The 26986-nt window shown below is 61.3% G+C and carries 25 protein-coding genes and 1 pseudogene; 14 read left to right on the top strand and 12 right to left on the bottom strand.

From position 1 onward, the window contains the following. From N4S67_RS06105 to N4S67_RS06135, 7 genes are all read left to right on the top strand, one after another. Nucleotides 1–841: SRPBCC family protein (locus tag N4S67_RS06105; protein ID WP_313959929.1), on the top strand; the 841-nt coding region annotated here is incomplete at its 5' end. A 10-nt stretch (nucleotides 842–851) separates the two neighbouring features. Further along, nucleotides 852–1070 carry a ferredoxin gene (locus N4S67_RS06110; protein WP_260992085.1) on the top strand — a complete coding sequence of 73 codons (219 nt, stop codon included), beginning with the start codon at nucleotides 852–854 and terminating at the stop codon, nucleotides 1068–1070. 66 nt (nucleotides 1071–1136) lie between these two features. Continuing rightward, nucleotides 1137–1961 (top strand): SDR family NAD(P)-dependent oxidoreductase, encoded by an 825-nt coding sequence (locus tag N4S67_RS06115; protein ID WP_260993023.1) that lies wholly within the window; start codon nucleotides 1137–1139, stop codon nucleotides 1959–1961. A gap of 113 nt (nucleotides 1962–2074) precedes the next feature. Then, on the top strand, nucleotides 2075–3232 hold the full coding sequence (locus N4S67_RS06120) for an alpha/beta hydrolase family protein (RefSeq protein ID WP_260992086.1): 1158 nt from the start codon (nucleotides 2075–2077) through the stop codon (nucleotides 3230–3232). Further along, nucleotides 3195–4172 carry a VOC family protein gene (locus N4S67_RS06125; RefSeq protein ID WP_260992087.1) on the top strand — a complete coding sequence of 326 codons (978 nt, stop codon included), beginning with the start codon at nucleotides 3195–3197 and terminating at the stop codon, nucleotides 4170–4172. Before N4S67_RS06120 ends, N4S67_RS06125 begins: the two co-directional genes overlap by 38 nt. A 54-nt stretch (nucleotides 4173–4226) precedes the next feature. Next, entirely contained in the window at nucleotides 4227–5417 is a 1191-nt protein-coding gene (locus tag N4S67_RS06130; protein WP_260992088.1) for a winged helix DNA-binding domain-containing protein, read from the top strand. A gap of 924 nt (nucleotides 5418–6341) precedes the next feature. Further along, the gene (locus N4S67_RS06135; RefSeq protein WP_260992089.1) at nucleotides 6342–6671 is read left to right on the top strand and encodes a putative quinol monooxygenase; all 330 of its coding nucleotides are present in this window, start codon (nucleotides 6342–6344) and stop codon (nucleotides 6669–6671) included. A gap of 975 nt (nucleotides 6672–7646) precedes the next feature. On the opposite strand, the gene N4S67_RS06140 is transcribed toward N4S67_RS06135, so the two are convergent. After that, nucleotides 7647–8201: a pyridoxamine 5'-phosphate oxidase family protein gene (locus N4S67_RS06140; RefSeq protein ID WP_260992090.1), complete on the bottom strand. Its 555-nt coding sequence runs from the start codon at nucleotides 8199–8201 to the stop codon at nucleotides 7647–7649. 881 nt (nucleotides 8202–9082) lie between these two features. Here N4S67_RS06140 and N4S67_RS06145 point away from each other — a divergent pair. Next, entirely contained in the window at nucleotides 9083–9457 is a 375-nt protein-coding gene (locus N4S67_RS06145) for an antibiotic biosynthesis monooxygenase family protein (protein WP_260992091.1), read from the top strand. A gap of 15 nt (nucleotides 9458–9472) precedes the next feature. Here N4S67_RS06145 and N4S67_RS06150 read toward each other — a convergent pair whose 3' ends face one another. Continuing rightward, the gene (locus N4S67_RS06150; protein ID WP_260992092.1) at nucleotides 9473–9661 is read right to left on the bottom strand and encodes a hypothetical protein; all 189 of its coding nucleotides are present in this window, start codon (nucleotides 9659–9661) and stop codon (nucleotides 9473–9475) included. 47 nt (nucleotides 9662–9708) lie between these two features. Here N4S67_RS06150 and N4S67_RS06155 point away from each other — a divergent pair, with 47 nt between their 5' ends. Continuing rightward, nucleotides 9709–10029, top strand: a complete 321-nt coding sequence (locus tag N4S67_RS06155; RefSeq protein ID WP_260992093.1) for a hypothetical protein — start codon at nucleotides 9709–9711, stop codon at nucleotides 10027–10029. A gap of 571 nt (nucleotides 10030–10600) precedes the next feature. On the opposite strand, the gene N4S67_RS06160 is transcribed toward N4S67_RS06155, so the two are convergent. Next, a complete protein-coding gene (locus N4S67_RS06160) occupies nucleotides 10601–11779 on the bottom strand; it encodes a cytochrome P450 (protein ID WP_260992094.1) in 1179 nt (392 codons plus the stop codon). Between the two features lie 532 nt (nucleotides 11780–12311). Between N4S67_RS06160 and N4S67_RS06165 the strand changes: the two genes are divergently transcribed. Next, on the top strand, nucleotides 12312–13106 hold the full coding sequence (locus N4S67_RS06165; RefSeq protein ID WP_260992095.1) for an IclR family transcriptional regulator: 795 nt from the start codon (nucleotides 12312–12314) through the stop codon (nucleotides 13104–13106). A gap of 250 nt (nucleotides 13107–13356) precedes the next feature. Here N4S67_RS06165 and N4S67_RS06170 read toward each other — a convergent pair whose 3' ends face one another. Both N4S67_RS06170 and N4S67_RS06175 read right to left on the bottom strand, forming a co-directional pair. Further along, entirely contained in the window at nucleotides 13357–13560 is a 204-nt protein-coding gene (locus tag N4S67_RS06170) for a hypothetical protein (RefSeq protein WP_260992096.1), read from the bottom strand. Between the two features lie 266 nt (nucleotides 13561–13826). Further along, nucleotides 13827–14588, bottom strand: coding sequence for an SDR family NAD(P)-dependent oxidoreductase (locus N4S67_RS06175; protein ID WP_260992097.1), 762 nt, complete (start codon nucleotides 14586–14588; stop codon nucleotides 13827–13829). 926 nt (nucleotides 14589–15514) lie between these two features. Here N4S67_RS06175 and N4S67_RS06180 point away from each other — a divergent pair. Both N4S67_RS06180 and N4S67_RS06185 read left to right on the top strand, forming a co-directional pair. Continuing rightward, nucleotides 15515–16346, top strand: a pseudogene (locus N4S67_RS06180) (LLM class F420-dependent oxidoreductase). Between the two features lie 554 nt (nucleotides 16347–16900). Further along, nucleotides 16901–17251, top strand: a complete 351-nt coding sequence (locus N4S67_RS06185) for a hypothetical protein (RefSeq protein WP_260992098.1) — start codon at nucleotides 16901–16903, stop codon at nucleotides 17249–17251. Between the two features lie 295 nt (nucleotides 17252–17546). On the opposite strand, the gene N4S67_RS06190 is transcribed toward N4S67_RS06185, so the two are convergent. The 7 genes from N4S67_RS06190 to N4S67_RS06220 all read right to left on the bottom strand — a co-directional run bounded on the left by N4S67_RS06190 (nucleotide 17547) and on the right by N4S67_RS06220 (nucleotide 25105). Next, entirely contained in the window at nucleotides 17547–18365 is an 819-nt protein-coding gene (locus tag N4S67_RS06190; RefSeq protein ID WP_260992099.1) for a cupin domain-containing protein, read from the bottom strand. 401 nt (nucleotides 18366–18766) lie between these two features. Further along, nucleotides 18767–19147 (bottom strand): GntR family transcriptional regulator, encoded by a 381-nt coding sequence (locus tag N4S67_RS06195; RefSeq protein ID WP_260992100.1) that lies wholly within the window; start codon nucleotides 19145–19147, stop codon nucleotides 18767–18769. A gap of 301 nt (nucleotides 19148–19448) precedes the next feature. Beyond that, a complete protein-coding gene (locus N4S67_RS06200; protein WP_260992101.1) occupies nucleotides 19449–21416 on the bottom strand; it encodes an acetoacetate--CoA ligase in 1968 nt (655 codons plus the stop codon). A 306-nt stretch (nucleotides 21417–21722) separates the two neighbouring features. Further along, nucleotides 21723–22736, bottom strand: a complete 1014-nt coding sequence (locus N4S67_RS06205; protein ID WP_260992102.1) for a hypothetical protein — start codon at nucleotides 22734–22736, stop codon at nucleotides 21723–21725. 36 nt (nucleotides 22737–22772) lie between these two features. Next, nucleotides 22773–23051 carry a ferredoxin gene (locus N4S67_RS06210; RefSeq protein ID WP_260992103.1) on the bottom strand — a complete coding sequence of 93 codons (279 nt, stop codon included), beginning with the start codon at nucleotides 23049–23051 and terminating at the stop codon, nucleotides 22773–22775. 371 nt (nucleotides 23052–23422) lie between these two features. Then, on the bottom strand, nucleotides 23423–24214 hold the full coding sequence (locus N4S67_RS06215; RefSeq protein ID WP_260992104.1) for an IclR family transcriptional regulator: 792 nt from the start codon (nucleotides 24212–24214) through the stop codon (nucleotides 23423–23425). Nucleotides 24215–24304: 90 nt separating this feature from the next. Next, on the bottom strand, nucleotides 24305–25105 hold the full coding sequence (locus N4S67_RS06220; protein WP_260992105.1) for a helix-turn-helix transcriptional regulator: 801 nt from the start codon (nucleotides 25103–25105) through the stop codon (nucleotides 24305–24307). A 719-nt stretch (nucleotides 25106–25824) separates the two neighbouring features. Between N4S67_RS06220 and N4S67_RS27975 the strand changes: the two genes are divergently transcribed. Further along, entirely contained in the window at nucleotides 25825–26253 is a 429-nt protein-coding gene (locus N4S67_RS27975) for an amidohydrolase family protein (protein WP_313959937.1), read from the top strand. Then, on the top strand, nucleotides 26250–26957 hold the full coding sequence (locus N4S67_RS06230; protein WP_260992106.1) for an SDR family NAD(P)-dependent oxidoreductase: 708 nt from the start codon (nucleotides 26250–26252) through the stop codon (nucleotides 26955–26957). Before N4S67_RS27975 ends, N4S67_RS06230 begins: the two co-directional genes overlap by 4 nt. The last annotated feature ends 29 nt before the right edge of the window (nucleotides 26958–26986 follow it).

Raw genomic sequence — 26986 nt, forward strand, 5'->3', positions numbered from 1 at the left:
CCTCGGCGGCGCCGGATGGATGCTCGACCTCATCGCCGGACTGCACCCCGACGGCATGCGCGTCATCGGACCACCTGACCGCTACCGAGTGAAGGCCAACTGGAAGACGGCATCGGAAAACTTCACCGGCGACGTGTACCACGTTCCGAACCTTCACGGCAGCGTGCAGGAAATCGGGTTGGCGGCCGGTCTGGACTACGTGTGTGAGTTCGGCCGCAAGTACGAGTTCGAAAACGGGCACGGGTTCCTTGGTTTGGCGTGGACTTCAATGATCGACCCGAGTTTCGATTTCTGGGGCTATCCACCCGAATTCAAAGAGAAGTTCGACCTCTCCTGGCTCGACGAAACCCAACTACACGTCGTCGCCAATGACGGTCCCATCGTCGGGACCATCTTCCCCAACCTCAGCTTCATCCGATTCCCTACCCCCGATCCCACCGGCAAGATGTCGGTCTTCACTTCGTTTCGGCAGTGGCAGCCCATCGGGCCCACCGAGATGGAGGTGTGGAGTTGGCAGTTCGCCTGGAAATTCCAGAGCGACGAATCTGCGATGCAGGACTTGGTGATCGGTCAGAGTCAGTTCGGCTCCGCGGGAATCGTGGAGGAGGACGACACCGTGGCATGGGAGGGGGCCGCGCGGGCCGGGGCCAGCCCGTGGGCACGTCAGGCGGGGATGCGGTTTCACCTCCAGCAGGCCAACAACTCCTCGGTCGACCAATCCCCCGACCCCACCTGGGAGGGACCCGGTCTGCGACGTCTCACCGGGTACGGCGAGAAGGTCCAGCTGAACTATTACCGGCACTACCTGCGCGTCATGCAGGCCAACGCAGGTCCTGAGTAGGAGCGTGCACATGTCTGAAAAACTGCGTGTCGCCGTCGACATGTCCAAGTGCCAGACCTACGGCCTGTGTGTTGCGATCCACCCCGGGATCTTCGACATCCCCGAGGGCAATGGGCGCGTTGTCGTTTCCCGCGAAATCGTCGATTCAGACGACCGCGCCAGTATCGAGGAAGCGATGTGGGCGTGCCCTGCGCAGGCGATCACGCTGCAACCCGTGGTCGACGAATGACACGGCGACAGTGATCCGAACCTGTGTTCTACCAACGGCTCTCAACTAGTAAGGACAGACGTGCAAATGCTCGACGGCGACGTGGTCCTCATCACTGGTGGCGGTTCGGGTTTGGGACTCGGCATTGCACGTCATTTCATCAGCGAAGGCGCCCAGGTCGCGATACTCGAAATCGACGAACAGAAGCTGGTCACCCTCCAAGCGGAGTTCGGTGACAACGTGTTGCTGGTTCGCGGGGACGTCACCAACACCGACGACTTGCTCGCATGCCGTGCAGCCACAGTCGAACGCTGGGGCCGGCTCAACGCTCTCATCGGCTCCCAAGGCATCTTCGATGGCAACATACCGCTGCGGGAGATCGCGATTGATCGGGTCTCTTCGTTGTTCGATGAACTGTTTCACGTCAACGTGCTCGGCTACATCCTGGCATGCAGAGTGTTTCTGGATCTGCTCGAAGAGTCGGCGGGCTCGATCGTGCTGACGTCGTCGGTGGCCGCCTACGCCGCCGATGGCGGTGGCCTTATGTACACCGCAACCAAGGGAGCTGTGGTCAGCGCGGTGCGCCAACTCGCGATGGAATTCGCCCCGCGGGTTCGCGTGAACGGGGTGGCTCCTGGCGCCTTCACCGACAGCGAACTGCGTGGTCCACAGTCACTGGGACTGGAGAACCACAAGCAGTCCGACATTCCCAAGGAAGCGTTTGCCGCGACGTTCCAGAACCTGACCCTCATGGATTCCGTGCCCACACCGATGGAGTACGCGCCGATCTACGCGTACCTCGCCTCGCGACACAACACCGTCACGACCGGTCAGACGATGCTGCTGGAACAGGGCGCGCTGAACCGGCCCACCCTCAGCAGTCCCCAAGGGGGCGGTGGAATCGGCGTCTGACCGCAGCGCAACCGTACATGTAGTCGCCGAACAACACTCACCACATTGCTTGTGCGCCAACACAATAAAGTCCGATCACATAGCCCGAACTGAGAAAGCGAAAGCAGGTACCCATGACCGCCACCGAGACATCGACAGGGCCGGAGAGCCAGACCCTTGAGGGCGCAAAGGATTGGCTGCGTCGCCACCTGCAGATGCGTCGTTACCCCATGAACTTCGAAGACGAGCAGGCCGCCGCACAAACCATCGAAGATCTAGCAGGTATCGACCCGGACAGTTGGAGCCAAGCCTGGCTCGCGACAGCGTCGAGATTCGCCGCCAGAGCCGAGGCCGCCGAGGCCGGCGGCGATCTGAAGGGGGCGCGCGACGCTTGGTGGCAGGCATACCAATTCGCCTTTCTAGGCCGCTATCCAGTGCCCGATCACCCAGCGAAGCAGGTTGCCTACGAGAAGACCCGCGAGTACTTCCAAAAAGCGGGAGCGCTGGCCGAGCCGCCCGTTGAGCGCGTCGAGGTGCCCTTCTCCGCACGCACCGGTGAAGGCGACAAGGTGGCCTTCTATGTGGTTCGTCCTGCCGGTGTGGAGAACCCGCCGGTGCTCGTGTATTGGGCGGGTATCGACGGGTGGAAGGAAGAGTCGCTAATCGGGTCAGAGCGCTACTGGCGACGCGGTATCGCCACCATTCACACTGACATGCCTGGCGTTGGTGAGGCCCCCGTGCTGGCCGGCACCGATGCGGAGCGGATGTGGGATCCGGTCTTCGACTGGATTGCCGACAGCGACCTCGACGAGCAACGAGTCGCGGTCATGGGTGGATCTTTCGGCGGCTACTGGGCCACCAAGCTCGCGCACACCCATCGTGACCGTCTAAAGGCGGCAGTGAACTGGGGCGGCGGTATCCATCTCACGTTCCAGCCTTCATGGCAGGAGCAGTCGCGCAACGCATCGTCGTATCTGATGGATTTGATGGGAGCGCGGGCACGGATTTTCGGTGGCTCGACCTTCGAGGACTATGTTGCACACTGCCCCCAGCTGTCATTGCTGGATCAGGGAGTGTTGGACATGCCGTGCTGTCCGCTACTGATGGTGAACGGGAAGGACGATCTCCAAAACGCGTCCGCAGACATCACTTTGGCGTTGGAGTACGGCGACCCCAAAACTGCGCGACTCTACCCCGGCGGCCATATGGGAGGCGACATGAAGACGATCCGCGATGTGATCGCGGTGTGGCTGCGTGAGCACCTATTGGGTTCGTCGGCCGGAAGGGATTAAAATGTCAAGTCATCTCATCACCCATCTCCGCCACGTCGACATCGCGATGCCGGATTTGACGCAGCAGCTCGTGTTCTATCGAGATCTGTGGGGGCTGACAGAGGTCGCCAACGATTCCGGCGTTCACTTTCTTGCCGCGGAGGGGTCACCGGAGCAGTACATCGTGCGTTTGCGTCGTGATGACCTCAAGCGACTGGACCTGGTCGCATTCGGTGCCGCATCGATGGCCGACGTTGATGAACTTGCGGCTCAACTGGTCAAGGCCGACGTCGCGCTTGTACACGCGCCACGCGCGCTGGACACTCCCGGCGGTGGCTACGGGCTGCGCTTCTTCGACATCGACGGCCGGGTTGTGGAGGTGTCCTCGGATGTGGCGGTGCGCAAACACCGCAAAATCGAAGAGCGCGAATCGATCCCGGTGCGCCTATCTCATTTTGTGGTGAACTCCCCTAACCCGGAGGCCACCGTGGCTTGGTACGAGCAGCACTTGGGCTTTCGGCTGACCGATACAATGGCGCTGCCCCACATGGGCGGGTTCATGTGGTTCTTGCGCTGCAACAACTTCCATCACAGCCTGGCGATCGCGCGGGGTCCTCACGTGGCCAACCATCACGTGTCTTTCGAAATGAGGGGCATCGATGAGTACATGCGGGGCACGGGCCGCCTACTGCGAGCTGGGGTGGAAAAGCTGTGGGGCCCCGGTCGGCACAAGGCCGGTGACAACACCTTCAGTTACTTCCTCGATCGCGCTGGCAACACCGTAGAGTACACCACCGAACTCGAAATGATCGATGAGGACACTTGGCATCCGACTGTGTTCGATGCCACAGAGCCCGACGTTTCCGACCAGTGGGGCACGGCGAACGCGATGAACGAATACGTCGCGTCCAAGTCGCATAACGATCCCGATAAGGGTGTCTTCGTCGCACCGCCCATTTAGGCCCTGGAAGTCTGCAAACCGAACTGATCCAAGTGCGCGCAGAAATGTTGGCCCATGCGACAGGTGACTGACGCGGAGCGCCGGGTTCGTCTGGGGGTGCGGCATAGCCTTGCCCCATCCGCCCGCGTCGACTCCGCCGACGCCGCAGCGGCAGCGGTGGTTGCCCTGCACGCCACCGAGGCTGCCAGCGTCTATCTCTCATGTTGGGCACGGATGAAATCGGTGTGTGTCGCTGACATCGATCGGGCGCTGTACGAAGACCGCAGCCTCATCAAGCAATTGGCGATGCGTCGTACACTGTTCGCGTTTCCGCGAGACCTGCTGCCTGCAGTCTGGTCAAGCGCGTCTGCTCGGGTCGCCGACATCGAGCGCACTCGAATCATCAGAGGTGTCGAGAGGGCCGGCCTCGCCGCCGACGGGCAGGCTTGGCTGCAGCGCGCTCGAACCGATGTGCTCGCGGCGCTGGCCGACATCCCCTCCGGTCGAACCGCTCAGGAGATACGTCAAGCGGTGCCGCGCATCGATGTGCCCGTTGCGCTCGTCGCCGGTTCGACACGGGCTGCGACCGCGGTACTGACCCAGCTGGGAGCGGCCGGTGAGATCGTCAGAGGCGCCAACGTGGGTCATTGGCGTACCTCGCGGCCCCTACTGACACTGATGCACCATTGGATCGTCGACCTCGGGGAGCCGACTTCAGCCGAAGAAGGCTATCGCGAACTCGTGCGCCGCTGGTTGTACCGCTTCGGTCCGGGGACCGTGGAAGACATGGTCTGGTGGTTGGGCTCAACCAAAGCGACCGTGCGCAAGGCTCTAATAGCTTTGGAGGCGGTCGAAGTCGCCCTGTGCGGTGGCTCAATTGGATGGCTGCTGCCCGACGATCTAGACAAGCTCGATGATCCCGGTACTTGGGTGGCATTGCTGCCGGTTCTCGATCCCACCGTGATGGGCTGGCGTCACCGCGAATTCTATCTGGGGCCACACCGGAGCCAATTGTTCGACACTCGCGGTAATGCGGGAGCGACCGCCTGGGTCGATGGTCGTGTGGTCGGCGGATGGGTGCAGGATGAGTCCGGCGAAGTGCACGTGCGACTGCTGGAGCCGGTTGCTCGCCGCGCGCAACGTGCGCTCGGCGCCGAGGCGGCCCGGCTGACCAGCTGGCTTGCCGGCGTGCGAATCGGGGCGAACGTCCAGGCACCGGTAGCCACCGAACCTTCGATCAGACAACAACACCCGGGGAAGCAGTGATGCCCACTCGCACACAGGGTCAGTGCGGCAGATTACTGCGATCGATCTGGCTGCATGGCTATATCACGAAGCTACGGTCCCCTCAGTAGCGCTACCGGCTTGGTGCCGGGCTCGTCCATCGCAGACGAAACGCTTGCATCGCATCGCGAGAATTGAGTCATCAAGGTCGCGGACGCACCGTGTCCGCCTCGGTCCCCTGCCGTCGGTCTGGCGTCCAAACAGGCTGACATGTACCGACGGGAAACTGGAACGTCGAGCACTTCGCATGCAAATGGTGCGCGACACTCGATTCGAATCTCGTGCTAGATCCGGGAATACCACGAAATCGGCCGCACTGCCGATAGCTGGGCCCCGGAGGGTCCTCGCGCCATCGGTTCCAACTCACCGCTCTGTGGTCACCCACTCAAAGAGGCTGTAGCCATCGTTCGCCGTTTAGCGGTCTAAAGACGATTCTGCCTCGAGCAAAACGCGCCGCGAATGGCGGGGTTGATGACCACAGTAACCATGGGGGCCCAGAACGCCTGATCAGGCCCCTCTCACTTTCGGAGCTCGGACACGGCCGACGGTGTACACCGAATCGCTGAGGGTAATCGTCGAGGTGTTGTAAACCGCCCTGCTCGCTACAAGTTGCCGCACGCCACGGTGGTTAATGCAGCAGCTGCTGCGTAACGCCTGCGCTCAGCTGCTCAAGCGTCAACTTCGTTGATCGCGTTGATAAGCCGACACATGTCTTCGAACGCGAGACGACTTCTCACATTGCACGGGCCACAGACGATAGAGGGTCGCGCCTCTGGTGGATAACAGTTAGTACCCCGGTACTCGATCCTGTTACTCAGGTCGAGCTTTGTGCGTTACAGGAAGACCAGCTAGCGTGCAAAATAGGCTGGCACCCGCCACGCCGTAACTGAAGCGATGGAGAGTCGATTGGCAACTATCAACCGCGGGCGGCAAGCGGTGACTCTGGTGGTCATCTTGCTTGTCGACCCAGACCTAATCGACGAGAAGATCGCCCATGTCATCGAGCTCGGGCGCCAACACTCCAAGGAGCCCGGGTTCGTGTCGTGCGCCATCCATCGGAGTGCAGACAACAGCAAGATCCTGGAATACATCCAGTGGGAGACAATGGAGCACCTCAATGCGATGCGGAAAACGTTCGTCAACGAGAGTCCACAACCACCCGACTTCGCTTTCAGCATCGAGGGAACGTTTTATGAGGTCGCCGCGGTCATCCATCCGGCGCCTGAAGAATCCTGACGCATGCCATGAGATCGAATAAACGACGACACTTCTGGGCAAGTATATCGGCGGGCGGACTAGGCTCGTGGCAGCGATGAGCCCGAAGTTGCTCGCCGACAACACTACTGAGGCGTTGACCAACTTGTCCTAGATTCGCTCCGGCCGTTCGGTATGGATATGGGCACGAAACGGATCCGCGTTAGGACGCCTAGACCCCTGTCGCGGTTGTTAGCGAGATAGTGATCGGAAGCCACATCGGCTGAAGGGTTGATCCTTGCTACAACACGGCTTTTCAGTAACATAGATCGTGCATATGCCTTAGCCGGCGCGCTACCGCCCGCGGCTACGCCAGGTGTACCGGTCGCTAGATTCCTGTCGGCAGTCGACGCGCGGAATGGCTTTGTTAATGCCGTGTCGATCGCCGCGCACCACGGTTCGCGGCGACCTTCCGCCTAGTTCTCAAGATGAGCGCTTCGCAAGAAGATCGAGGTGCACCGCGCACCGAAGTCACCAACTACCAGCGACCGCAAATGCCAGCACTCGCATGCGGAACGCCGTGTAGTCATCCCCTAGAGCGCATCATCAAATACCGATGTCTTGAGCGTCTGCAGTAAAGCGTCCAGATCACTTCAGCGGCAACCTTCTCAACGAGATGTGGATAATGCCACCCTGCCTTCCGGATTCAGTCATCATGGCGAGAGATACTTCACTCGACAAGGTCCTATGCAGATAATCGGCCGTCTCCCAGACGGCCACGTTGGTCATTACTCGACTCGAATCGGCGCCGCGATAGGGGCCGGGGCCGAAGTAAACCAGTGCCGCACGCCGAAGGTTACGACATACTTTCATTCCCCGACTCGGAATCGGATTCGGAGTCGCTCGTTTCGGGCTAGCTGCCGTGTATGGGAATACGCCGCTGATGCCTCAGAGGCGCTGCGCCGTTACATGAACGACTCGTATTCGTCTGGATGAGTCAGGCGGCATGGTGGACACTCACAGAGGGTTACGTGCCGTGGCATACGGCCTGAGCTCGGCGACGTGACGGCCATCGGGGGTGAACGTCACCAGTCGGCGCCACAGCTGCCGCACGCGGTTGTCATTCCAGAGAGCTTCGACAGGGTCGATGCGGAAGAAGTCCTGGTGATGTGCGGTGCCTTTCAAGAAGTTGTCAAACATCGAGGTGCCCTGAGCCCAAAGGAATTGCTCTCTACTGACCTCGACTGCCCGATGGATCTCTTCCGGATCGGTCACCTTGGTGGCGATGCCGTCGACTTGAATCGATCGGGCTTGTAGGCGCTCGGAGAAACCACCGGGCGGCAGGTACGCAATGGTGTAGCTGACACGGGGGTCGCGCGCCATGGCGGCGTACTTGCGGGTATAGCCGAATGTCGCTGTGTATACGGTGAGGCCGTCAGCGGCGAAGTGCATCATTGAAACGCTGGGTGCTCCTTTTGAGTCCAGCACGGCAAGGGCACCGATTTCTTCTGTCCGGAGTAATTCAGCAATCGCTTCTTCGACATCATGGAGCGTTGGTTCCGGTTGCGGCATGTGTCCCTCCTGAATTACGGGTCGTAATGGACGTTGAGGCGGCGGGCTCGTACGTCGGCTCGCGGCGCTTGCCTTCGAGGGCTGAGCCCGACGTTGCCGAGACTCTATGACAGTTGGTGGATACCGCGACGATAAAATCCAATGACCTGATGGTCAACAAGATAGTCCTGTCTAACAGGACTGCTCTCTGCGCTTCATTGACGCAAACTCACGAATATGAGCAGAGTCGGACCGCACGGGCTCGAAAGAATCGGCGCAGCGGTCCCCCGTATTACCGTCGGATCGAGAGACCGTGTCCCGTACGTGGGAGACGCGTGGTGGCATCGGTGTCCCGCACCACGCACGGGCCAAGGGACCTATAACGCGGCAGCGCTGATGTTGTCGTTCGCCGACTCGAGGCGCATCTCAGCCTGGGCGCCGATCGATGCACGTAGGTCCAAATGCAAAGCCATCTATGCACAAGCGTTTTCACTCCCCCTGAATCGTCGCGCAACGGCGCGTTGAAGGTTGCGGGTGTACTTGGCTGTGAGATGCCGGCCTAAAACTGTCGTCGGCCGAGCCCTTCTGTCGAGCGGTCGGCGTAAGTATCGTCACATCCCTGCAGAAGCGGATTGTGGCCCACCACAATTCCTGATATACAGGTATAGATTCCTGCTAAACAGTTATCTATGCTGACGTGAACAACGCTGTCCATCACCGTAGGCAAACTGTGCATTTCGGACGCACATCGATGACAGCCAGTCTCGGCGGCGTTCGGTGCCAACGATTGGCAGCGAAGGCGGAAGACTTCAGGTGGGGCTTCATACGGTGTCCAATTGCCCTCGCCGGCCTGGTGATCGACTCATCCATCTATGACAACATCCCCGATTGAAAGGTAGTCAGTGGTAGAAATCATCAATGTCGACTCGGACACCGACTTCTTCGCGCAACTTGACGATGACGGCGGTCCGGTCACACTCGTCAACACGTTTGTCGTGCCTGAAGGTAAGTACGACCAAATGGTCGAGGCATGGCGACTCGACTCAGAGGTAATGAAGGCCGCAAAGGGCTTCATATCAGCCCAGCTATATCGGGGTATCCATGGTAGCCGGGTCGTGACCAATGTTGCTGTTTGGGAATCCGCCGAAGACCTACGTAACGCCATCAATAGCGAAGGCTTTATCGCGGTGCTATCGAAATATCCCGAAGGCACCGTAGCTTACCCGCACTTACTGCGGAGGGTGGCCGTCCCAGGCGTCTGTACCAGTACCTCATAAGCACAAGGCCATGAGTCAGGCAACGATGACGTCGCGTTGCGTCCGGCGGTCCCGGTAACCCCAGGCGTTCCAACGTCTGACATCGACGTCGGCGGCCGAGGCAACGAATACGGGCGCTTTCGTCGCGGAGCTGGGATAGCCGTTCTCGGTCGCGGCCGGCGGCGAGCCGCGCTGCACCAGCATCTTGCCGATTCTGACGGCCATCGAGGCGGCGCTACCCGATGCGCCGATCACCAAGAAAGACTGTCCCCGTGAAAGACTCACCCGTGCATGCAGTGCCGCCCGAGCGGGCCGACGACGCCGGGTTCATGGTGGCCGCGGCGCCCGCGGGGTCCGCCCCGGGCGCCGGGATCGCGGTTCGGGGATCGATGGCGATCGGTTTGGCGAACGTGCCGCTCGGCAAGGCGACGACCACGAGGCGGTGGTCTGGACAGCGCACCACGGTGTCAGTGCCCGCGCCCAATTGGGGGCTACTTGGCACTCATGTAGACCATGAGGGCAGCAACCCCGCGCGTCACGGGCGGCTCACCGACGCCGAGCACGTCAAACGATTTCCCGCCCGTCTTCGGTGACCGGAGCATGAAAGGTGGCGCAGCGGGGCGGTTCGCCGAAACGACTCGACGACCGCAGCAGGCATACCGGACACGAAACCCACTAACGAACGGTTGTATCCAAAAAAGCAACACCTATGCGGCCGTAGAGCAGATTCTGTCCTATAGGCGCTGCGGCTTGCAAAAGGGATTATCTGCTATGGGCCACACCGCGGCGATGGGTTGCCCGCTAGCACTGCGGCGAGGATTATTCGCGGCTCGCCTGCCGCCGGTCCACTGCTAGCCGCGATAGGCGGAACGCTGCCGACAGACTATGGTGCAGAAAAATTGAGAGTTGACGACAATGGCGCTCTCGGCTGGTCGCGTCGTCATGAGAGGCGCTTACCGCAGTCATCGAAATGCGGCTCGAGCTGCGAGCCCGTACCCGCGACGTAGTTGTTCCCGCCATGATGGACAGTGTCCGAATCGAGGGGATGACATCGACGAGGACTGCCCCACAATACGCCTCTGCGGCCAGGGCGCATCGACACGTTGCGTAGCGGTGGTTGTCCAGGTGGCTTTTCTTGGAAGTCAGCACTCATCAAACGCGACATCACATCAGCAGCACAGGAACCGCAAGCACCCGCCGGGTGATGGAGCTGTCGAACTTCTGCCAACGTGCGCCAGGGGCCAGTCGCATGTCGGGGAAGCGGTCCATCAAGGCGCCGATGGCGCACTCCGCTTCCAAACGCGCTATCGGAGCACCGAGACAGCTGTGAATCCCCCGACCGAAAGCCAAGTGTCGCATGTTGTCTGGTCGGCCTAGGCGGAAACGCTGCGAGTCAGCAGTCCAGATCTTTTCGTCGTGGTTTGCCGACTGGATGTTGAGATACACCTTCATGCCGGCGCCGATGGGACAGCCAGCAACGGTCGTGTCTTGCGTAACAGTCCGAATCATAAATTGAGCCGGCGAATCCAGGCGCAGCGATTCCTCAATCGCCCCGGGCAGTAAGCGCCGATCAGCGACGACGGCCTGCCATTGATCGCGATTCGCCAGCAAGCGATACAAGCAATTGGCGATGAGGCTTCGCGTGGTGTCGGTGGCGGCGAGGGTGAGCTGCAATACGTGGGCGGCCACTTCGAAGACCGACAATTCCGGTTCGTCGTCCTCGTGAAAGCACAGATTGTCCAGTACGTCAGACCGCCGATGATCTGGAGCCGCGCGCCGCTGTTCCACCAAGTGAGTCACGTACCCCATCAGCTGACCAAACTCAGGCAGGTCGATGGGGTTGTTGGGAACGTGGGCGACCAGTGCGTCGGACCACTCCTGCACACGAGCCCAGTCGGACTCGGGGATGCCGATAAACGCCAAAAGAACCGCGGCCGGGACCAAATGAGCATATTGGGAGTACAACTCGGCGCTGCCGTGGCCCGGTAGGAGATTTACGTAGCGGGCAACGATTTGTTCGACTTGCGGCCGCAGCTGGCGTAGCCGTCGTGGAGCGAAGTTCTTCATAAGTCGTCGCCGGAGGACCGTGTGTTCCGGCGGATCGATGGTGTTGATGACCCCGAGCTGGGCCTCTGGCGGAACGTCACCGATGAGGAAGTTACCGCGACTGGAGAACCTCGCGTGATCTAGGAGAATGGCACGGACGTACTCGTCGGTGTTAACCGTGTAGAGCGTATCGCTCGCCTTGCCCACCGGACACCCCGCCCGGGACGCGTGCATGTGCTTATCCGGGTGGGCCACATGCAACGGGTTCAACGGGTTGAAGTAGCTGACTTCGGTCACATCCGCAGCCTAACCATTATTTCAATAATTGGAACACATGTCCTGCAATGCAGGACGCAGACTCCGCTGGGCGGACCTCGGAGTGCATCTAAACACGTCCGGCGGGAACCGGGCAGAGCGTAGCCACTACCGTCTCGAAAGCCCAGCAGTTCGACCTCGGTCGCCAACTCCCGCGTCAACGGTTGGCGGGTCCATACCCCCAATCGGCCTGCGGCAGGCTCGCCCGCCGCGCCGCACCCATTGGTGTTGGGAAGTCGCCGTGAACGTCTCAATTTACAGGCAATGACATGCGGGAAAGACAAAATTCCTGGATATCAGGACATGCAAGTCGTGGTGGCGCCTGCCCGGAAGCGCTGCGTTACATGAGCTTCATCCAGCGTGCGCACTATGGTGGCGAGATTGGATGCGTCATCTTCCTGACAAGCACGCCGCCTGTCCTATATCGTAGGACACAGCACCTACGCTGGCGATTGCCGCCGGCATTCGTTTTGGAGAGTGAATCGTGGATCTGCACGTCAAGGACGCATCTCGCATGCCGAGCCCCACGCGGCCATCGGCTTCGGGGTATAGGGACCGCAACGCAACCGCCGACCGCGCACTCGACATCTTGCTTCTATTCACGCCGGACAAGTTGTTGTGGACCGGTGCCGAGATCGCCGACCACATCGGTGTCGCTCGCTCGACCGGCTATCGGTATCTACAAAGCCTCACCAACGCGGGCTTCGTCGAAGAGGCCTCCGGAAAATTTCAGTTGGGCCCGCGCATTTTCCAGTTGGCCCGACTCGCCAGGACCGGAACCCACCTCTCTGACATCGCTCTGCCGACAATGCGCGGTCTGGCGGCGCGGGTCAATGAGTCCGTGCTACTAACCCGGCGTTCGGGTCGCTTCGTGGTGTGCCTCGATCTAGTGGAGGCTGTTCCTACGGTGCGACTGTCCTACGAGCGTGGCCATGTTCTCCCCATCAACGCCGGTGCCGCCGCGGAGGTTTTGCTGGCGTGGGCGGGGCCCGACGATGCAGCGGCCATTCTCAACGCCGCCCCGTTGGAACGCTTCACCCACAAGACGCTGGTTGATCCGGCTCGCCTCCAAGCACGATTCGCCCGCATTCGCAGTCAGGGTGTCGCGATTTCCCAAGGAGAACTCGATGAGCAGGTTCTCGGAGTGGCAGCACCGATTCGCGACATCAAGGGCAGCGTCGTGGCCGCGGTCAGCATCGCCGCGCTGGCATCGCGCGTGCAGCCCGGTCAACTCAAATCGGTGGCAGCGGCAGTCAAATCCGCAGCGGCCAATATCTCCGACCGGCTCTCCGTCGCAGCCAAACCGTGAAAATCCGATACGTACGGTGGTGCGGGTCAACGCGGCTTGCCATCGCGGACGGGATCTCGTGTGGGTCAAGCTCGGTGTAGACCGCGACCGATTTGCCGATTGCTCATGTGATCGGGGGGACCAGTCGGTCTGGACAAGGCATTTCTGCTTGCCTACCCGGCATCCTCATCCTCAGCGTCGTACTCGAACAACGAACCCGCCGAATGGACCTGCCGCGCGCGCAGGTCATCAATCCTCGGTCCCTCGAGATCTACCGTGTGATGGGCTTGGCATCGAGGAAAAGCAGCAACGTTTCCTTCGACAAGGTCCTCGCCGTATGCGCACACCCGTTGCTATTCGTCGTCGCAGTCGCAACGCGCAGCTCGTCGAGATACCCGTGGGTGAAGGCGCCGGTGAGTGCACCGCGGGTCGCTTCGATCGCCTGCTGGCGTCTATCGCCGGCGGCGTCGAACACGTGCCGTCCGGTCAGGATCAGTTGTTGAAGCAGTGCGTCGGGACGGTCGGCCAGATGCGGCCCGGCTCGCCTAGCGTTGTCAAGTGCCTGCTTGATCTCGGCTGTCTCGGTGATCGCGTGACTCGGGCGAGCGCACGTTCAACTTGACGTCTAACTCTTCTTCGGTCGCACGCCTTACTGCGCATTGATGGGTACGTCAGCCACTGCAAGTGTTTTGAGCAGCCGCGGATATCACGCTAATCGGTTCGCGCAAAACGTTTTCGGGATCATAGGATCATCGCTGAAGTTGCCCCGCCATCTACCAGCATGTCGGCGCCGGTCATAAATGCCGACAGGTCGCTTGCGAGGAATAGAATCGCGTTTGCGATATGGTCCGGCGCGCCGACCATCCTCAGAGGCGTGCGGGCGATGATTTGGTTGCGGAAGGCATCCTCGGAAAGGAAGTCGCGCGTCATGCCGGTCAGGATCATTCCGGGACTCACCGAGTTGACGCGAATGCCGAGAGGTCCCAGCTCGCCGGCGAGCTGACGTGTCAGGGCGAGCACGGCTCCCTTCGCGGCGGTGTAGGCTGGGAACCCGGCCCCAACGTGTCCCATCATCGACGATATCTGAATCACACTGCCAGGAGCGGTCATTCGAGGCGCTGCAGTTTTCAGCACGTTGAAGTATCCGGTCAGGTTGACATCAACCAAGCGATCCCAGTCGTCGAAACTGGTAGCCGACAGAGACTCTGCCGCCATCTTTCCGGCCGCGTTGACGACGATGTTGAACGTACTCGTGGCCAAGACCTGGTCGACGGCACTGCGGTCGCACACGTCGAGGGCCGCAGTAGTGACCTCCGCGCCCACTTCATTGCGAGCCAACTCTTGCGTCGCCGATAGCCCATCAGTATTGATATCGAGCGCGAGAACCGACGCACCCGCACGTGCGAGGGTTAAGGCCGCTGCCTGCCCGATACCAGACCCGGCGCCGGTTACCAACGCATGCCGCCCTTCAAGGTTGATCAGCTTAATGAGGGAATCATGCATTGCCTAAACCTTCCTAAGTTCGACTGCGTACTTAACGTCTTCGCTCATAGATCAAATGTCTGTGTTTTCACGGCTGCTCGTCTTCTGCAGATGTTCGTCGCGATTCGCCTCTGCCAACAGCGACCCTTGTCCTGCTTGCAAGCCCCGGTCATCCGCCGGATTGCAGGCAGACGTTGCGTACACGGAAGTCACGCTCGGCGTACGATTCTCGACTCACGAGGGTTGCCGTTGTGTCGATGCCTGCGGTGTATGGGACCGTTGCAAGTGATTGTCAAAGGATCGGAGTCAAGATCGGCGTATGTAGCGGCGATTCCGCCGACCGCTTCTACGAGCACCCGAAGGTGCGCTCCTTAACGTCGGAAAGCCCGCCCGTTTCGATCTCATCTTCGACTGTCGCATGACCGAGCTCGGTCGGTTTCGTTGGAGCCGCGCCGAAAAGTTCAGTGCCACTGGAGACCACTGCATCATTCTTGGTCTAATCATCTTTCGTCGCGCCGCGCCAACCGTGAACTCACAACCCAAACTCTGACCATCCTCGTTGTGCCTGTCGACCATCGTCACCCTTCCATAGACGCTAGCTACAAATCCACACACGGCACAACCTCCAGTTGTCGATGGAGTGCATCGATAACATCAATGGACACACTGAATTACGGCCCCGTACTGGTTGTTGAGCGCACCGGCCCACGTGAACTACTCGCGGTCGACCATGACGTGTGGTGCGAGCGATCCTCCAGGTTCAGCATGCGGCCCCCCGGCAAGCGTCGGACTTCGGCGAAGCGGTTGAGTGCCAGCGCCCGCATGATCGAAAACCCCGCACGGTATGAGCGAACGCAGGCTGAGGCGCCCGCGCCCGAGGCGGCGACGACCGCCGAAATCTCGCCCAGCGCGGAATAGCACTACCCGATGGCCTGGTTGTCGCGGACATGACCAAACCAGATCTTGGCTATTACGGCGTGTTCGGGCGCGGGGCGACACCGCAGCAAGCTAAGGAGATCGAGGCGCTGGGCTACGGCGCGCTGTGGGTGGGCGGTTCACCGCCGGCCGACCTGGCCTGGGTGGAACCGATCTTGGAGGCGACCACGACGCTGCAGGTCGCCACCGGCATCGTCAACATCTGGACCGCGGCGGCGGGTCGGGTCGCCGATTCGTTCCACCGCATCGAGGCGGCCTACCCGGGGCGGTTCCTCCTAGGCATTGGAGTCGGGCACCCGGAAGTGCACCAGGAGTACCTCAAACCGCTCGACGGGCTGACCGAGTACCTCGACGCCCTAGACGTCCAGGGGGTCCCTGTTGATCGTCGGGTGGTGGCCGCGCTGGGCCCGAAGATTCTAACGCTCTCCGCACAGCGTGCGGCCGGTGCGCATCCCTATCTCACGACGCCGGAGCACACGGCGCGCGCTCGAGAGATCATTGGCCCGGGCGCCTTCTTGGCACCTGAGCACAAGGTGGTCCTCACCACCGACGCGCAGCACGCCCGTGAGGTCGGCCGAAAGGCGCTCGAGCTCTTAATGAACGGGGTGAATTACGTCAACAACTGGAAACGTTCAGGCTTCAGCGATGAAGACGTTGCCAAACCCGGTAGTGACCCGTCTGGTAGATGCGGTGGTGGCCTACGGCACGCCCGATGCGATCGCCGCACGGTTTGCCCAGCACTTGGCGGCCGGCGCCGATCACGTGCCGGCGCAGGTACTGACCAAACCCGACGAGCTCGTGCCCGCGCTGGCCGAACTGGCCGGACCGTTAGGCCTGCAGTAGCTATACTGGAACGAGGCATGCCCCATTAATATAAAGGTCTCGACAGGTGACGTGAATTCGGCGAGGTGAACACGGTGCGCCGCCGCGGCCCGGATCTGTTGGTGTCCTTAGCCACCCTCATGGTCAAAGCGCCATAGTTTGCCGCAGCGCTGGACGCGAAGAGTTGGGCGCGAAGTCAGTCATGTCCAGCGTCCGCAGCTAGCGGCGCATCAGCCCATAGGCGTATCCGGTTTGGAACACGGTCGAGTCGCGCAGAGCCGTCAGCCAGCGCTTGGGTCCTGTCCGGCGCGCCCCATCGACGAAGTCGTCTATGGTAACGACCTTTCGCTACACCTCGCCTTGGTGAATGGCGTCGCCGCTGGGGACGGCGTCGTCGGTGATGTGTTGCGGGTTTACTCGAAGCAATTTTGTAGACGCACTTCGCTGAATTGCTTCTTACAGAACGTAACTCAGTGATATCAGGTGTCACTGACATAGCCACCGAACATTGAGATCGCGTTGCTGGACCGTAACGTCGACAACGGATCGGCGTCTCGTCCGATCTAAGGACGGCCATGAAATCGATCAAGATCTACTGGACGCCAGCGCCACGGCTGATCGTTGGTGAACTCATCGAATCGAGACACGAGCCCGCACCGTGCCTTGACAGTGTCCGCCGCGAGGCCTCGAGCCAGCATCTAAGCCTGCCAGCCGCCCACCATCGCAGCGAAGACCATCTCATCGGCGCGCAGCAGCGAAACATCCTCGAGACGCGGAACCCGCGCAGGTGGTGCTCCCGCAAACCACACGCCGCCTACTTGGGCGTGGCCGTCGTCGCTGATGGTCCCTGGCGCTCCGGAATCTCCGACGCCGCGCAAGGGTTATGTGTCGCAATGGAAGACCACTGTTATCCGGCTCAGGATTGAGGTCCCGGCCAACACGTGTCTGATCGTCCATTGGCGGCACGGCATCGGTGCGTTGATGTCGTATAAACGTGGTGAGCAGAGCCAGCTCGGTGGTCAGCATCTTCCTCATGGCGGCCGGCGCCTGGTTGGTGTGCTCAATCTCCACGACTCACTCCTTGTCCGCTGCAATCACTCCGACGGTGTGACGCGTGACCGGCGGCGGCTGTGCTGACCCATAAGCATGTCGGCCCATCTTGGCGGTGCTGTTACCGTTGCCGACTGTGGTGGGAGATCACCGCGTGGCATTCTCGCGCCCTCATACCTTGCCGGCCGGGGCAATCACGCCAACCTCGTCAACTCCATTCGCCGCGAAGGCGACACCTCGGTCCCACGGTCGACCTTCTGCGGGCGCCGGAGTGAGCACCGCGATGTGTTTCTCAGTGGTATCGCCGGCGTTGTACTGACGATGTGGGACGCCGGCGGGGAGTACAACGAGCGTATCGGGGCCAACGACGTGAGTCTCAAGCGCCACCTCTACGGTCAGTTGACCTTCCAAAACCAGATAGTACTGGTCGAACTCATGGATGTGGCAATCCGGCCCACCATTGCCGGGATCCACCTCGGCGTAGTACACGACGGCGTTGGTCGAGCCGGTGCTGCGGTCCGCGAGCGCTTGCGTCCGGAACCCCGGCATCGGCTCGGTGGTCGCCGACTGGTCCACCGGGCGAACGTATCCGGCGCATTTCGCCCGATCTTCTGCCGGCACACTGTCCATCGAGTCAACGAAGAACACAATCTGATCGGTCGGAAGAGGCGCGGGAACGATCATCTCGAAATGAGTTTCTAAGTCGGTAGTGGCGTTCCAATTGCAGTGCGGCAAGCCAGCCGGGATGAAGACCAGCGTTGGGGCGTCGATCACGTGCACCTCGTTGCCAAGTCGAACGGTCATGCCGCCACGCATCAGGCAGTAGACCTGGTCGGAGCGGTGGTAATGCAGGTGCGGCCCGCAGCCGCCCGCCTTGATGTGGCTGGCGATCATGACCGCGTCCTCGAGGTGGGCCAGAAACTGCGCCTCGTAGCCGGGGAAGCCGGTATCGAAGTTCTTGGTCGGGTCGAACGGACGGATGAATTCCATGTTGATCTGTTCCTTCCTGCGCTAGGGTGTATTTCCTGTAGGTCTCAGAATGAGTCGGCCTGAAGTCACAAAGGATTTAGCTTTTGCGCCACATTCAGACCGAGTTAGCGACATCGTGGTCTCGTTGCCTCATATGCACCAGCAGCGCGTCTGTCGTCCGATCAATATGGTCCTGCAATGACTTGGCGGCGATATCGACGTCGCGTCCACGGCCTGCTCTGCGAGCTGGCGATGCTCGCAGGCGACGTCGAGGGTCGGGTCGTTGGTGAACGAGTGCCACCATGGTCTGCGAATTCGGGAGCGCTCCCGCATTGCGGCCGCGGCGGCTTGGAGGCGCTGTTCTCGCTTCCTGCCAGCTGAGTGGCGTTGAAGTGGCGAGCACTTCGGCGCATTCTCTTGTGTCACCGTGTTCGTCGAACGCCGATATGGCGGGTCAGGCGGTGGGGGCAACGACGTCGGTTCCCCAGCACGGGTCCCCATTTTCGATCGATTCGCGCACTGCGGCCGTTTCCACGAACCCGCGCTCGTGCCAACGCGGTTAAGTCTTCGATCGATGGCGGCAATATGTTGAACCCTTGCTGTGGATTGGCCTTCAGCAACCGGTGCTCGGAGAGCCTTCCTGCGACCTTGCGCATCACAGGCTGGCTGACATTGAACTTTTTGCTGTATGGCTCCAGATTGAGCTTGGATGCGGCTGGCGGACGGCCCGACACGATCTCCTCGCGGATCGCATCTAACACAGTTTCGGTGCACGTCCGTTGAGACGAGTCAGCACCGCGCATCTGCGGAGAATAGCCGCGTATCTCGCAATCGACCGACATTGTCCTGAATATCGAAATGTTCTTGCTCTGGCGTCGGCGACGAGCTAGAACTCTATGATCTGGCGCGCCTCATGCAAAGCACCCCCGATCTGCCTTTATGCGCAAACCCACTCTCGCGCAATAGATGTCAAGTTCGCCGGGTGCACAACGACACCACGTTCCGACGGCGGCAGTATGTTGGATCCCCATGATCCTGGGGGCTTCGCCTGAATCCAGGCCGAGTAGCCCGACAGAAGCCCGGTACATGCGACGGGTGAAAGATCTAGGGTCCAACAACTGTTGTAGTGAGCCGGGCGCGTGCGAAATCGACGTACCAGTCGATGAGCTCGGGGTTATCAGTGGCGCCAGGGTCGAGCGCCGACATCGGATCGGCACCCTGCATGAGGCGTTTCATCGGCACCTCCAGCTTCTTGCCGGTACGGGTGTGTGGAATTCCCGGCGCTTGGATCACCGTATCGGGCACGTGACGCGGCGAGGCGTAGGTCCGGATCGCTTCGGCGATGCGCCCACGGAGCGCGTCGTCAAGGTGGGCTTCGGCATCCAAGACCACAAACAGGGGCATCCAGTAATCCCCGTTAGCCCCTTCGACCCCCAGAACCAGCGCTTCCCGAACTTCGGGCAGCTGTTCGACGATGTCGTAGATGTCTGCGCTGCCCATTCGCACGCCGTTCCGGTTCAAGGTCGAGTCGGATCTGCCGTGCATGATCACGCCACCGTGGTCGGTAATGGTGATCCAATCCCCTTGACGCCAGACGCCAGGAAACATCGAGAAGTACGTCTCGCGATATCGGGATCCATCGCTGTCGCCCCACAAACCAACTGGCATAGACGGCATCGGCCGTGTGACCACCAACTCGCCGACCTCGCCGACAAGCGGGCGGCCGCTGTCATCGTAGGCGTCGACGGCAACCCCCAGACAGGGCGCCGAGATCTCACCGGCCCGAGTCGGCAGCGTCGGTGCGCTGCCGACGAATCCAGTTACGACGTCGGTGCCGCCGCTCACCGCCGCCAGCCGCACCGTCGGCCCGACTTCCGAGGCCGCCCACCTCGCGACGTCAGCTGCCAGCGTCGAGCCGGTAACCCCGACGCACTTAAGGCCCTCGAGAGAACGGCCATTTCGCAATGCGATTCGTTGTCGTTGGCATAGCTGAAGGTAACCGGGGCTGACCCCGAGTACCGTGACAGCCAGCCGGTCGGCTATATCCCATAGCGCCGCGGTATGGGGAAAAACAGGACTTCCGTCATAGCAGACGATCTGCGCGCCGACCAGCAAGCCGCTGACCACTGTATTCCACAACATCCAGCTGGGCGTGGTGAACCAGAAGAACGTGTCGGCGGCCCCGAGGTCGAAGTGCAGCCCTTGCGACTTGAGCTGCTCGAGCAGTACACCGCCATGTCCATGAACGATGCCCTTGGGCACTCCGGTGCTCCCGGACGAAAAGACCACCCACAGTGGGTGATCGAACGCGACCGGAAGCGGCTCCATCGGCGGGTCACCATCGGTGGCATGCGCCCATGTCATCGCGTCCGTCACTTCACTGCCGATATGGTTGACAGCGATGGTCAAACGCACACTAGGCATCGATGCTGCCAGCTGTGTCACCGCAGACGCCCTGTCCTGCACAGCACCGTTGAAGCGATACCCGTCGGCACCGATTAATGCCGCGGGCTCCAATTGTCCCAGGCGCGCCAGCGCGGCCGGCACTGCGTAATCCTGACCACAACACGCCCAGATGGCCCCGATGCTTGCGGCAGCCAGGAATGCGACGGCGGCTTCAGGAATGTTGGGCAAATAGCCAACGACCACATCTCCTTGACCAACGCCGTTGTTGCGCAGAGTGTTCGCGAGTGCAGCGACCTGCCTGCGTAGTTCACGTCTGGTGAGAATGACAGCCTGTCCGCCGTCTTCGGCGGCACCCACAATCGCGACGTCGTTACTGTGACCGTGGCGCAGCGCATATTCCGCATAGTTGAGGAGCGCCCCGGGATACCATGTCGCCCCAGGCATTTTAGCGGCGGCCAATACCGGTATGGGCTCGCTGACACTGCCGACCGCGAAGAAATCCCACACCGCTTGCCAGAACGCTTCAATATTGTCGACCGACCAGCGATGGAGATCGCCGTAGCTACGGAGCTGCAACCGGTGGCGAGTCTCCACGAACTGCGTGAACCGCCAGATTCGCGAACGCTCAACTGAATTGAGATCTGGCTCCCAGATGATGTCTGTCATTGATTGAAGTCCTGCCTTGCGAGTCCTGACCGAGGCGACGACCGGTGGTGGACCGCGTCGAAGATAATTGCTGCGGGTAGGTGCGAGCCTCATCGACGTGCCGGCGCGCAGTATCGGTGACACTTACCGCGCGGGAATGGTCGCTATCGAAGTGCTAGGGGTTGGCCACGGCCAGTGCCCATCATTGCTGGAGCGAGCCCGGCGGACTGCACCCTGATCAAAGCCTCATCGGTATGCAATTGGGGAACCACAATCTTCCGCACCACCATCACCGCGGCGCCCTTGCGTGCGCGAGCGGCGAGAAGCTCAGTCATCAGCGCCTCTCTCCGGGGTGACACGAGGTCGACAATCGTTGCGCAGCCGCTCGATCTCCAACGGCGAGATGACTTGCCCCTTCTTGCATCCCGGTGCGACCTGCGGGAGCGGACGGCGTGATGCTAAGCGGATATGCGCGCTCGGCTCGGCATGGATACTGGCGAACGCCACGCCAACCGGAATCCGGACAAAGTCGCCGGGTTCGAGTGTGAGCGCTCCGCGTTGCGTGACCAACGTGCGTTGCCCGCTGATCTGATACTGCACTTCATCGGCATCCAGGTGTCTGATGTAATGCCGGCCGTCGTCGTCCGGCTGGTGGCAGTGGCCCAGCACCACGTCATCACCGCGGTAGAGCCAAGTGGTGCCCGTTGATTGGCGATCACCCCGCACAACCTCCAGACGCGCGGTCTCGTTATCCACCTGTTCGAGCAGCTGTCTTTCATCGACCGGGCTGATCGACACCGGTGGATGGCCAGGGCCACCAAGACAGTCAGTCGTGAACTCCAGCTTGGGAGCCTGCTCCCAGCCAGGAAAGGGAGGAATGCGGGGTTCTGATGTTCTCAGCACAGGAGGAAGTAGCTGCACCGGGGCAGGAATGTAGAACAGAAGATGGCTTTCCTGACGGCCGTAATTGTCATGCGCGACGCCGCGCGGGATCAGCGAGTAGTCACCGGGTTCCAGTTCTACTGTGCCCAACTCCGTCATCAGAGTGCGGAAGCCGGCGATCTGGTAAGACAATTCGTCGACGTCGGCGTTGCGATGGTAGAACGGCTGCCGAAAGTCCATCTGCTGCCACTCCAGTCGCAGATACTCTCCTTCATAGACGCCCACGGGCGGAGCGAACTCCTTAGGTTGGAAGGCTATATCGAAGTGGACGACGTCCAGTGGCTGACCGGCCCCACCGTACGGTGGGGCGTCGTCGGTGAGGCCCAGCAGCAGCTCTTCGGTCCGCGTTAACACGTGGCTCGCCGTGCCGAACGGGAAAACATCTTGCGCCTCAAGCACAGTCGTCAGGACAGATCACCTCCGGGATCAATAGGCTCATGTGACGAATGCGGCGCGGATGCCGTCGAGTAGGAGCGCCGCCGCCGAATCTTGAATCGGGCGCACCTGCAGGGCCGCCACTGGGCAGGCCTCGGCACCGGCTCGCGCGTCGCCGACCATTTGATGCTCGACGGGTTTGGCGAGCACCCGCGCGAAGCCCTCGGCGTCTACCTCGTAGATGTCGGTTGCCACCTGCGCGCACAGTCCGTGACCTCCAGGTGCGAACAGGTCGACGCCGGACTCGAACCACCGTTGGCTCGATGTCGTCGTTGTCACTTGGCTCCCAAGACGGGTTGTGGTGCTCGATTCCGACGTGACGGCGATCACCGCTCCGTCAATCAGAACGGTACATCAGAGTCCTGATTAATACAATGGGACGCCTACTTTTCAGGACTATGTGAGCGATCCTCGCACAGGGCTTGCGCATGCGTCAACGCGCAAAGCAGACATCACCCATGGCATCCGCGGCGACACAGTGCCAATCGTGGCCAATAGGGTGTCAGCTAACCCGCAATTGGCCGCTGTGATTCGGGCGCTCTCGCGCAGACGCGGGGGCACCTACGCAAGCGCCGATGTCGAAGGTGAAGCGTGAAGCGTGCGTGGCTCGTAGACCTCGGAGCCTGAGGCTAGCCCGCTTCGCGTGGCGGTCAGAGGCCGGCTTGCCCGATGTGCTCAGAGATTTCGTCGGCCGCCGCTTTAACGGCTAGTTTTATCCGCTTGTGCTGTGTGCGCGGGATACGTGAGTCCAGTGCAGCGACACTCACGGCGGCTATCACGTCGTCCTTCGCGTTGCGGATAGGAGCGGCGATTCCGAGGACTTGCTCGTCAAGTTCGCCCTGGGAGACGGCGATGCCGTCCTTCCGAATCTGCGCCAGTCGCTCCTGCAGCTGCCGGGGGTTAGTCAATGTCTTAGCCGTGAAACGCTCCAGCGGTGCGCTGGCCAGCACGGCTTCTACCTCCGCGGTCGGTGCCCAGGCCAACAAAACTTCGGCGGCCGCGCCCGCATTGATCGGCAGCACGTGACCGCGCTCATACGACAGGCGCACGGTGTGGGTTACCTCGACCAGATCCAGACAGACCACATGGCGGCCCGAGCGCCGGGTTAACAAAACAGTTTCGTTAACCGATGCCGCGAGCGAGTTCATAGCCGGCAGGGCGATGTCCGACAGGCTTGTGCCTGCGCGCGCCAAACGGGCGAGTTCGAAAAGACGCGGCCCCAAGCGAAATCCGCCCGTGGTCTCCTCGATGAACCCAGTTGAGGCGAGGCTCTGCAGATAGCGGTATCCGGTCGAGCGTGCCACGCCAATGTGGTCAGCGATCTCCGCACCAGTCCAAACGAGCTTGTCGTCGCTGAACAGCAGTAGAATGTCTAATGCCCGGTCTGCGGTCGAATTGCGCTCTCGGTACCCCGAGCGCGGCGGTGCTTTGCGTCCTGGCATGCAGGACATCCTAACTGCCCCGAGAATTGGCGACATCTTGGGCTGGCCGACCTGTTGGGCTCAATCTGACCTGACGCGCAGCAGACCCACTTACAGGTAGATGAGCTCGGCGAGTTTGGTGGCGGTTTCGGTGTTGGGTGCGGCGTGGTAGAGCTGCACGTGTTGGCCATCTGAGTCCGGGATGGGGAACCTGGTTCGGTGTAGGAGGAGTTCACCGACTCTTGGGTGTTGCATGTGGCTGGTGCCTGCTCGACGGTAGCCGACATCGCCCTGCGCCCAGAGTGCTTGGAATTTCTCGCTTGCGGCGCAGAGTTCCTTGACGAGGCTGTCGAGTCGCGGGTCCGGAGTGTGCCCGCCCGCTATCTGGCGAAGTCCGGCGACGACACCAGCGGCGGCGGCGGCGTAGTCGATGTGTAGTCGGCGTTCAGCGGGGTCGAGAAACAGTTGTTTCAGCAGATTTCGGCCGGGAGTGAAGTTTGGTGAGAGCGCGCGAGCGGACTGATTAGATGCAAGGCAGTCGAGGCATCGTCCGGCGACGAATGCCGGGACGTTTAGCTCGTCGATAAGAGTGGCGATGTGATCGCTGACGCGCTCCACACCCGAGTACACGCGGCGATCGTCGCGGGCGAGTTCGTGCAGGTGGGCGGCGGCGAGGACGTCCATACGTAGCACACGCGCTAGGGCGTCGAGGACTTGTGGAGACGGGTGCGTGGTGCGTCCCTGTTCGATGCGCAAGTAGTAATCGGCGCTAATGCCCGCCAGCGCCGCCAGCTCCTCTCGGCGTAGCCCCTCGACTCGTCGGCGTCGCCCCGCCACCAGGCCGACATCTTCGGGCCGGACTTGTCCGCGGCGCAGCCGAAGATACTCACCGAGCGCGTTTTCGCTGGTCACCGTGCAAGGATAGCGAAAGGTGGGTTTGCTAATACCCAGGGTTACTTAAGCCTACCCAGATCATCACGCGCACTTGAACACTCGATGGTGTACGCGCACCGCACTGAGTTGCGCACCGATCAAGGAGGTTCAACGATGAGTGTTTCGGTGGCGATATTGTGCAGGTCGTAACGCATGAGCGCCCGGGGCGTGACCGCCCCAGGTGGGAAAAGATCGCTCGCTGCTATTACCCCCAGTCGCCGGTGCGGTCGATGTGGTTCACCGGCACTGTTCGCGCCGTGGCGGAGGCGACGCAAGGGATGGCTGCCGTGGACACGATCCCGCTGATCGCGACCGCTCGGCGAGGATGGCGACAAGTTAACGAATGCTCGCCTGCTACGTCGATACTCGTCGGTACGACGTCAACGCGAACGTGTCGGGTGATCATCTTCCGGAGACGGCCGATGAGGTGGTCACCGAAGCGATTGACTGGCTAAAGAGTTGAGCAAGATCATGCGCACCATCACCCGTGAAGAGCGCCTCATCTCCCAAGCCTTCCTGGAACTGGCTGGCGTCAATCTGGGACCGCAGGTCGCAGTTCTCCTGTCCGCAGCGGCGGTCACCGACTTGGGCGAGCAACGCCCGCCCAACATTGACCCCGCGGGAATCGACGTACACGTTCCTAAGCCGCGTACTGCCGGCTACCTACACCCTGATCACCAGACGGTAATCGAATCGCGATTACGTCGCGGGCCAACGACCAAGCCGCCGATGCGTCCGCTGCCCGCCCCGCTCGGTTCGGCGCATTCGCGGCGCTGCCGCTGAGTGATGCAGCTGCAGTACATGAACTCCGCTGTGCCGTCGCGGGCCTCGGGTGCAAGGGTGCGCGGGCTAACGGCCGGGAAAACGGACGCTTCCTCGACGATCCGGCGTTGTTCCCCACCTGGCGTCCGCAACGACGCGTGGGTCACCGCCGGCGGAGTGTTCACCTGCGGGCCGCTCGCCCCGCCGACGGCGTTCTCGATATCGACCGCCTGTTCTCCGTCGACAGCCGCGCTGAGAGCCCCGACGAGCTGGCAACTCAGCCACCACAACGCCGAGACGCTGTGCATCTGACTCCCGTCCCAAACTGCACCGTCACCACCCGTGAAAAGGAAATCGACTCATGACAACAACTTTAATCACCGGCGCCAACAAAGGACTGGGCTACGAGACCGCCCGCCAACTGATCGCCGCAGGCCACACCGTCTACATCGGCTGCCGAAACCAGCAACGAGGACAGGACGCCGCCCAGCGACTTGGCGCCCGACTTGTGATGCTCGACGTGACCGACGACAACTCAGTGGCCGCCGCCGCGCAAAGCATTGCCGACGACGGCGGACTGGACGTTTTGGTCAACAATGCCGGTGTGGAGGGGCGCCGTGAAAACAACTCGATTGTCGATGCCGCAACAGTCACTGCCGACATGATGCGAGAAGTGTTCAATACCAATGTCTTCGGCCTTGTATGCGTCACACACGCTTTCCTGCCAATGCTGCAGAAGTCGAGCGCGCCGGTGATCGTGAACGTCAGTAGCAGCCTCGGCTCAGTGAGCCTCGCTAATTCACCGGGCAGCCCCACATATCACTATGCCGGCGTCGCCTACCCCGCCTCGAAGTCGGCGGTCAACATGATCACCGTCCAATTCTCGAAGCAGTTCCCCGCCATGCGGATCAATGCCGTAGAACCCGGATACACCAACACCGACCTCAACGGTCGCACCGGCACCCAAACCGTCGAAGAAGGCGCCCGCATCATTGTCGACATGGCCCAGGTGTCACCAGACGGCCCCACCGGTGGCTACTACTCCGCGCACGGAACCATCCCCTGGTGACGCGGGATCGGCGACAGCGAGCACAACAT

It is taken from the genome of Mycobacterium deserti (assembly GCF_025345615.1).
In the GTDB taxonomy this organism is placed as follows: domain Bacteria; phylum Actinomycetota; class Actinomycetes; order Mycobacteriales; family Mycobacteriaceae; genus Mycobacterium; species Mycobacterium deserti.

What these genes read in the sequence shown, in the direction of transcription:
- N4S67_RS06110 (WP_260992085.1), top strand. Translation starts at nt 852, where the DNA reads ATGTCTGAAAAACTGCGTGTCGCCGTCGACATGTCCAAGTGCCAGACC.
- N4S67_RS06115 (WP_260993023.1), top strand. Translation starts at nt 1,137, where the DNA reads ATGCTCGACGGCGACGTGGTCCTCATCACTGGTGGCGGTTCGGGTTTG.
- N4S67_RS06120 (WP_260992086.1), top strand. Translation starts at nt 2,075, where the DNA reads ATGACCGCCACCGAGACATCGACAGGGCCGGAGAGCCAGACCCTTGAG.
- N4S67_RS06130 (WP_260992088.1), top strand. Translation starts at nt 4,227, where the DNA reads ATGCGACAGGTGACTGACGCGGAGCGCCGGGTTCGTCTGGGGGTGCGG.
- N4S67_RS06140 (WP_260992090.1), bottom strand. Translation starts at nt 8,201, where the DNA reads ATGCCGCAACCGGAACCAACGCTCCATGATGTCGAAGAAGCGATTGCT.
- N4S67_RS06150 (WP_260992092.1), bottom strand. Translation starts at nt 9,661, where the DNA reads ATGGCCGTCAGAATCGGCAAGATGCTGGTGCAGCGCGGCTCGCCGCCG.
- N4S67_RS06165 (WP_260992095.1), top strand. Translation starts at nt 12,312, where the DNA reads ATGCCGAGCCCCACGCGGCCATCGGCTTCGGGGTATAGGGACCGCAAC.
- N4S67_RS06175 (WP_260992097.1), bottom strand. Translation starts at nt 14,588, where the DNA reads ATGCATGATTCCCTCATTAAGCTGATCAACCTTGAAGGGCGGCATGCG.
- N4S67_RS06185 (WP_260992098.1), top strand. Translation starts at nt 16,901, where the DNA reads ATGAAATCGATCAAGATCTACTGGACGCCAGCGCCACGGCTGATCGTT.
- N4S67_RS06190 (WP_260992099.1), bottom strand. Translation starts at nt 18,365, where the DNA reads ATGGAATTCATCCGTCCGTTCGACCCGACCAAGAACTTCGATACCGGC.
- N4S67_RS06195 (WP_260992100.1), bottom strand. Translation starts at nt 19,147, where the DNA reads ATGCGCGGTGCTGACTCGTCTCAACGGACGTGCACCGAAACTGTGTTA.
- N4S67_RS06200 (WP_260992101.1), bottom strand. Translation starts at nt 21,416, where the DNA reads ATGACAGACATCATCTGGGAGCCAGATCTCAATTCAGTTGAGCGTTCG.
- N4S67_RS06215 (WP_260992104.1), bottom strand. Translation starts at nt 24,214, where the DNA reads ATGCCAGGACGCAAAGCACCGCCGCGCTCGGGGTACCGAGAGCGCAAT.
- N4S67_RS06230 (WP_260992106.1), top strand. Translation starts at nt 26,250, where the DNA reads ATGACAACAACTTTAATCACCGGCGCCAACAAAGGACTGGGCTACGAG.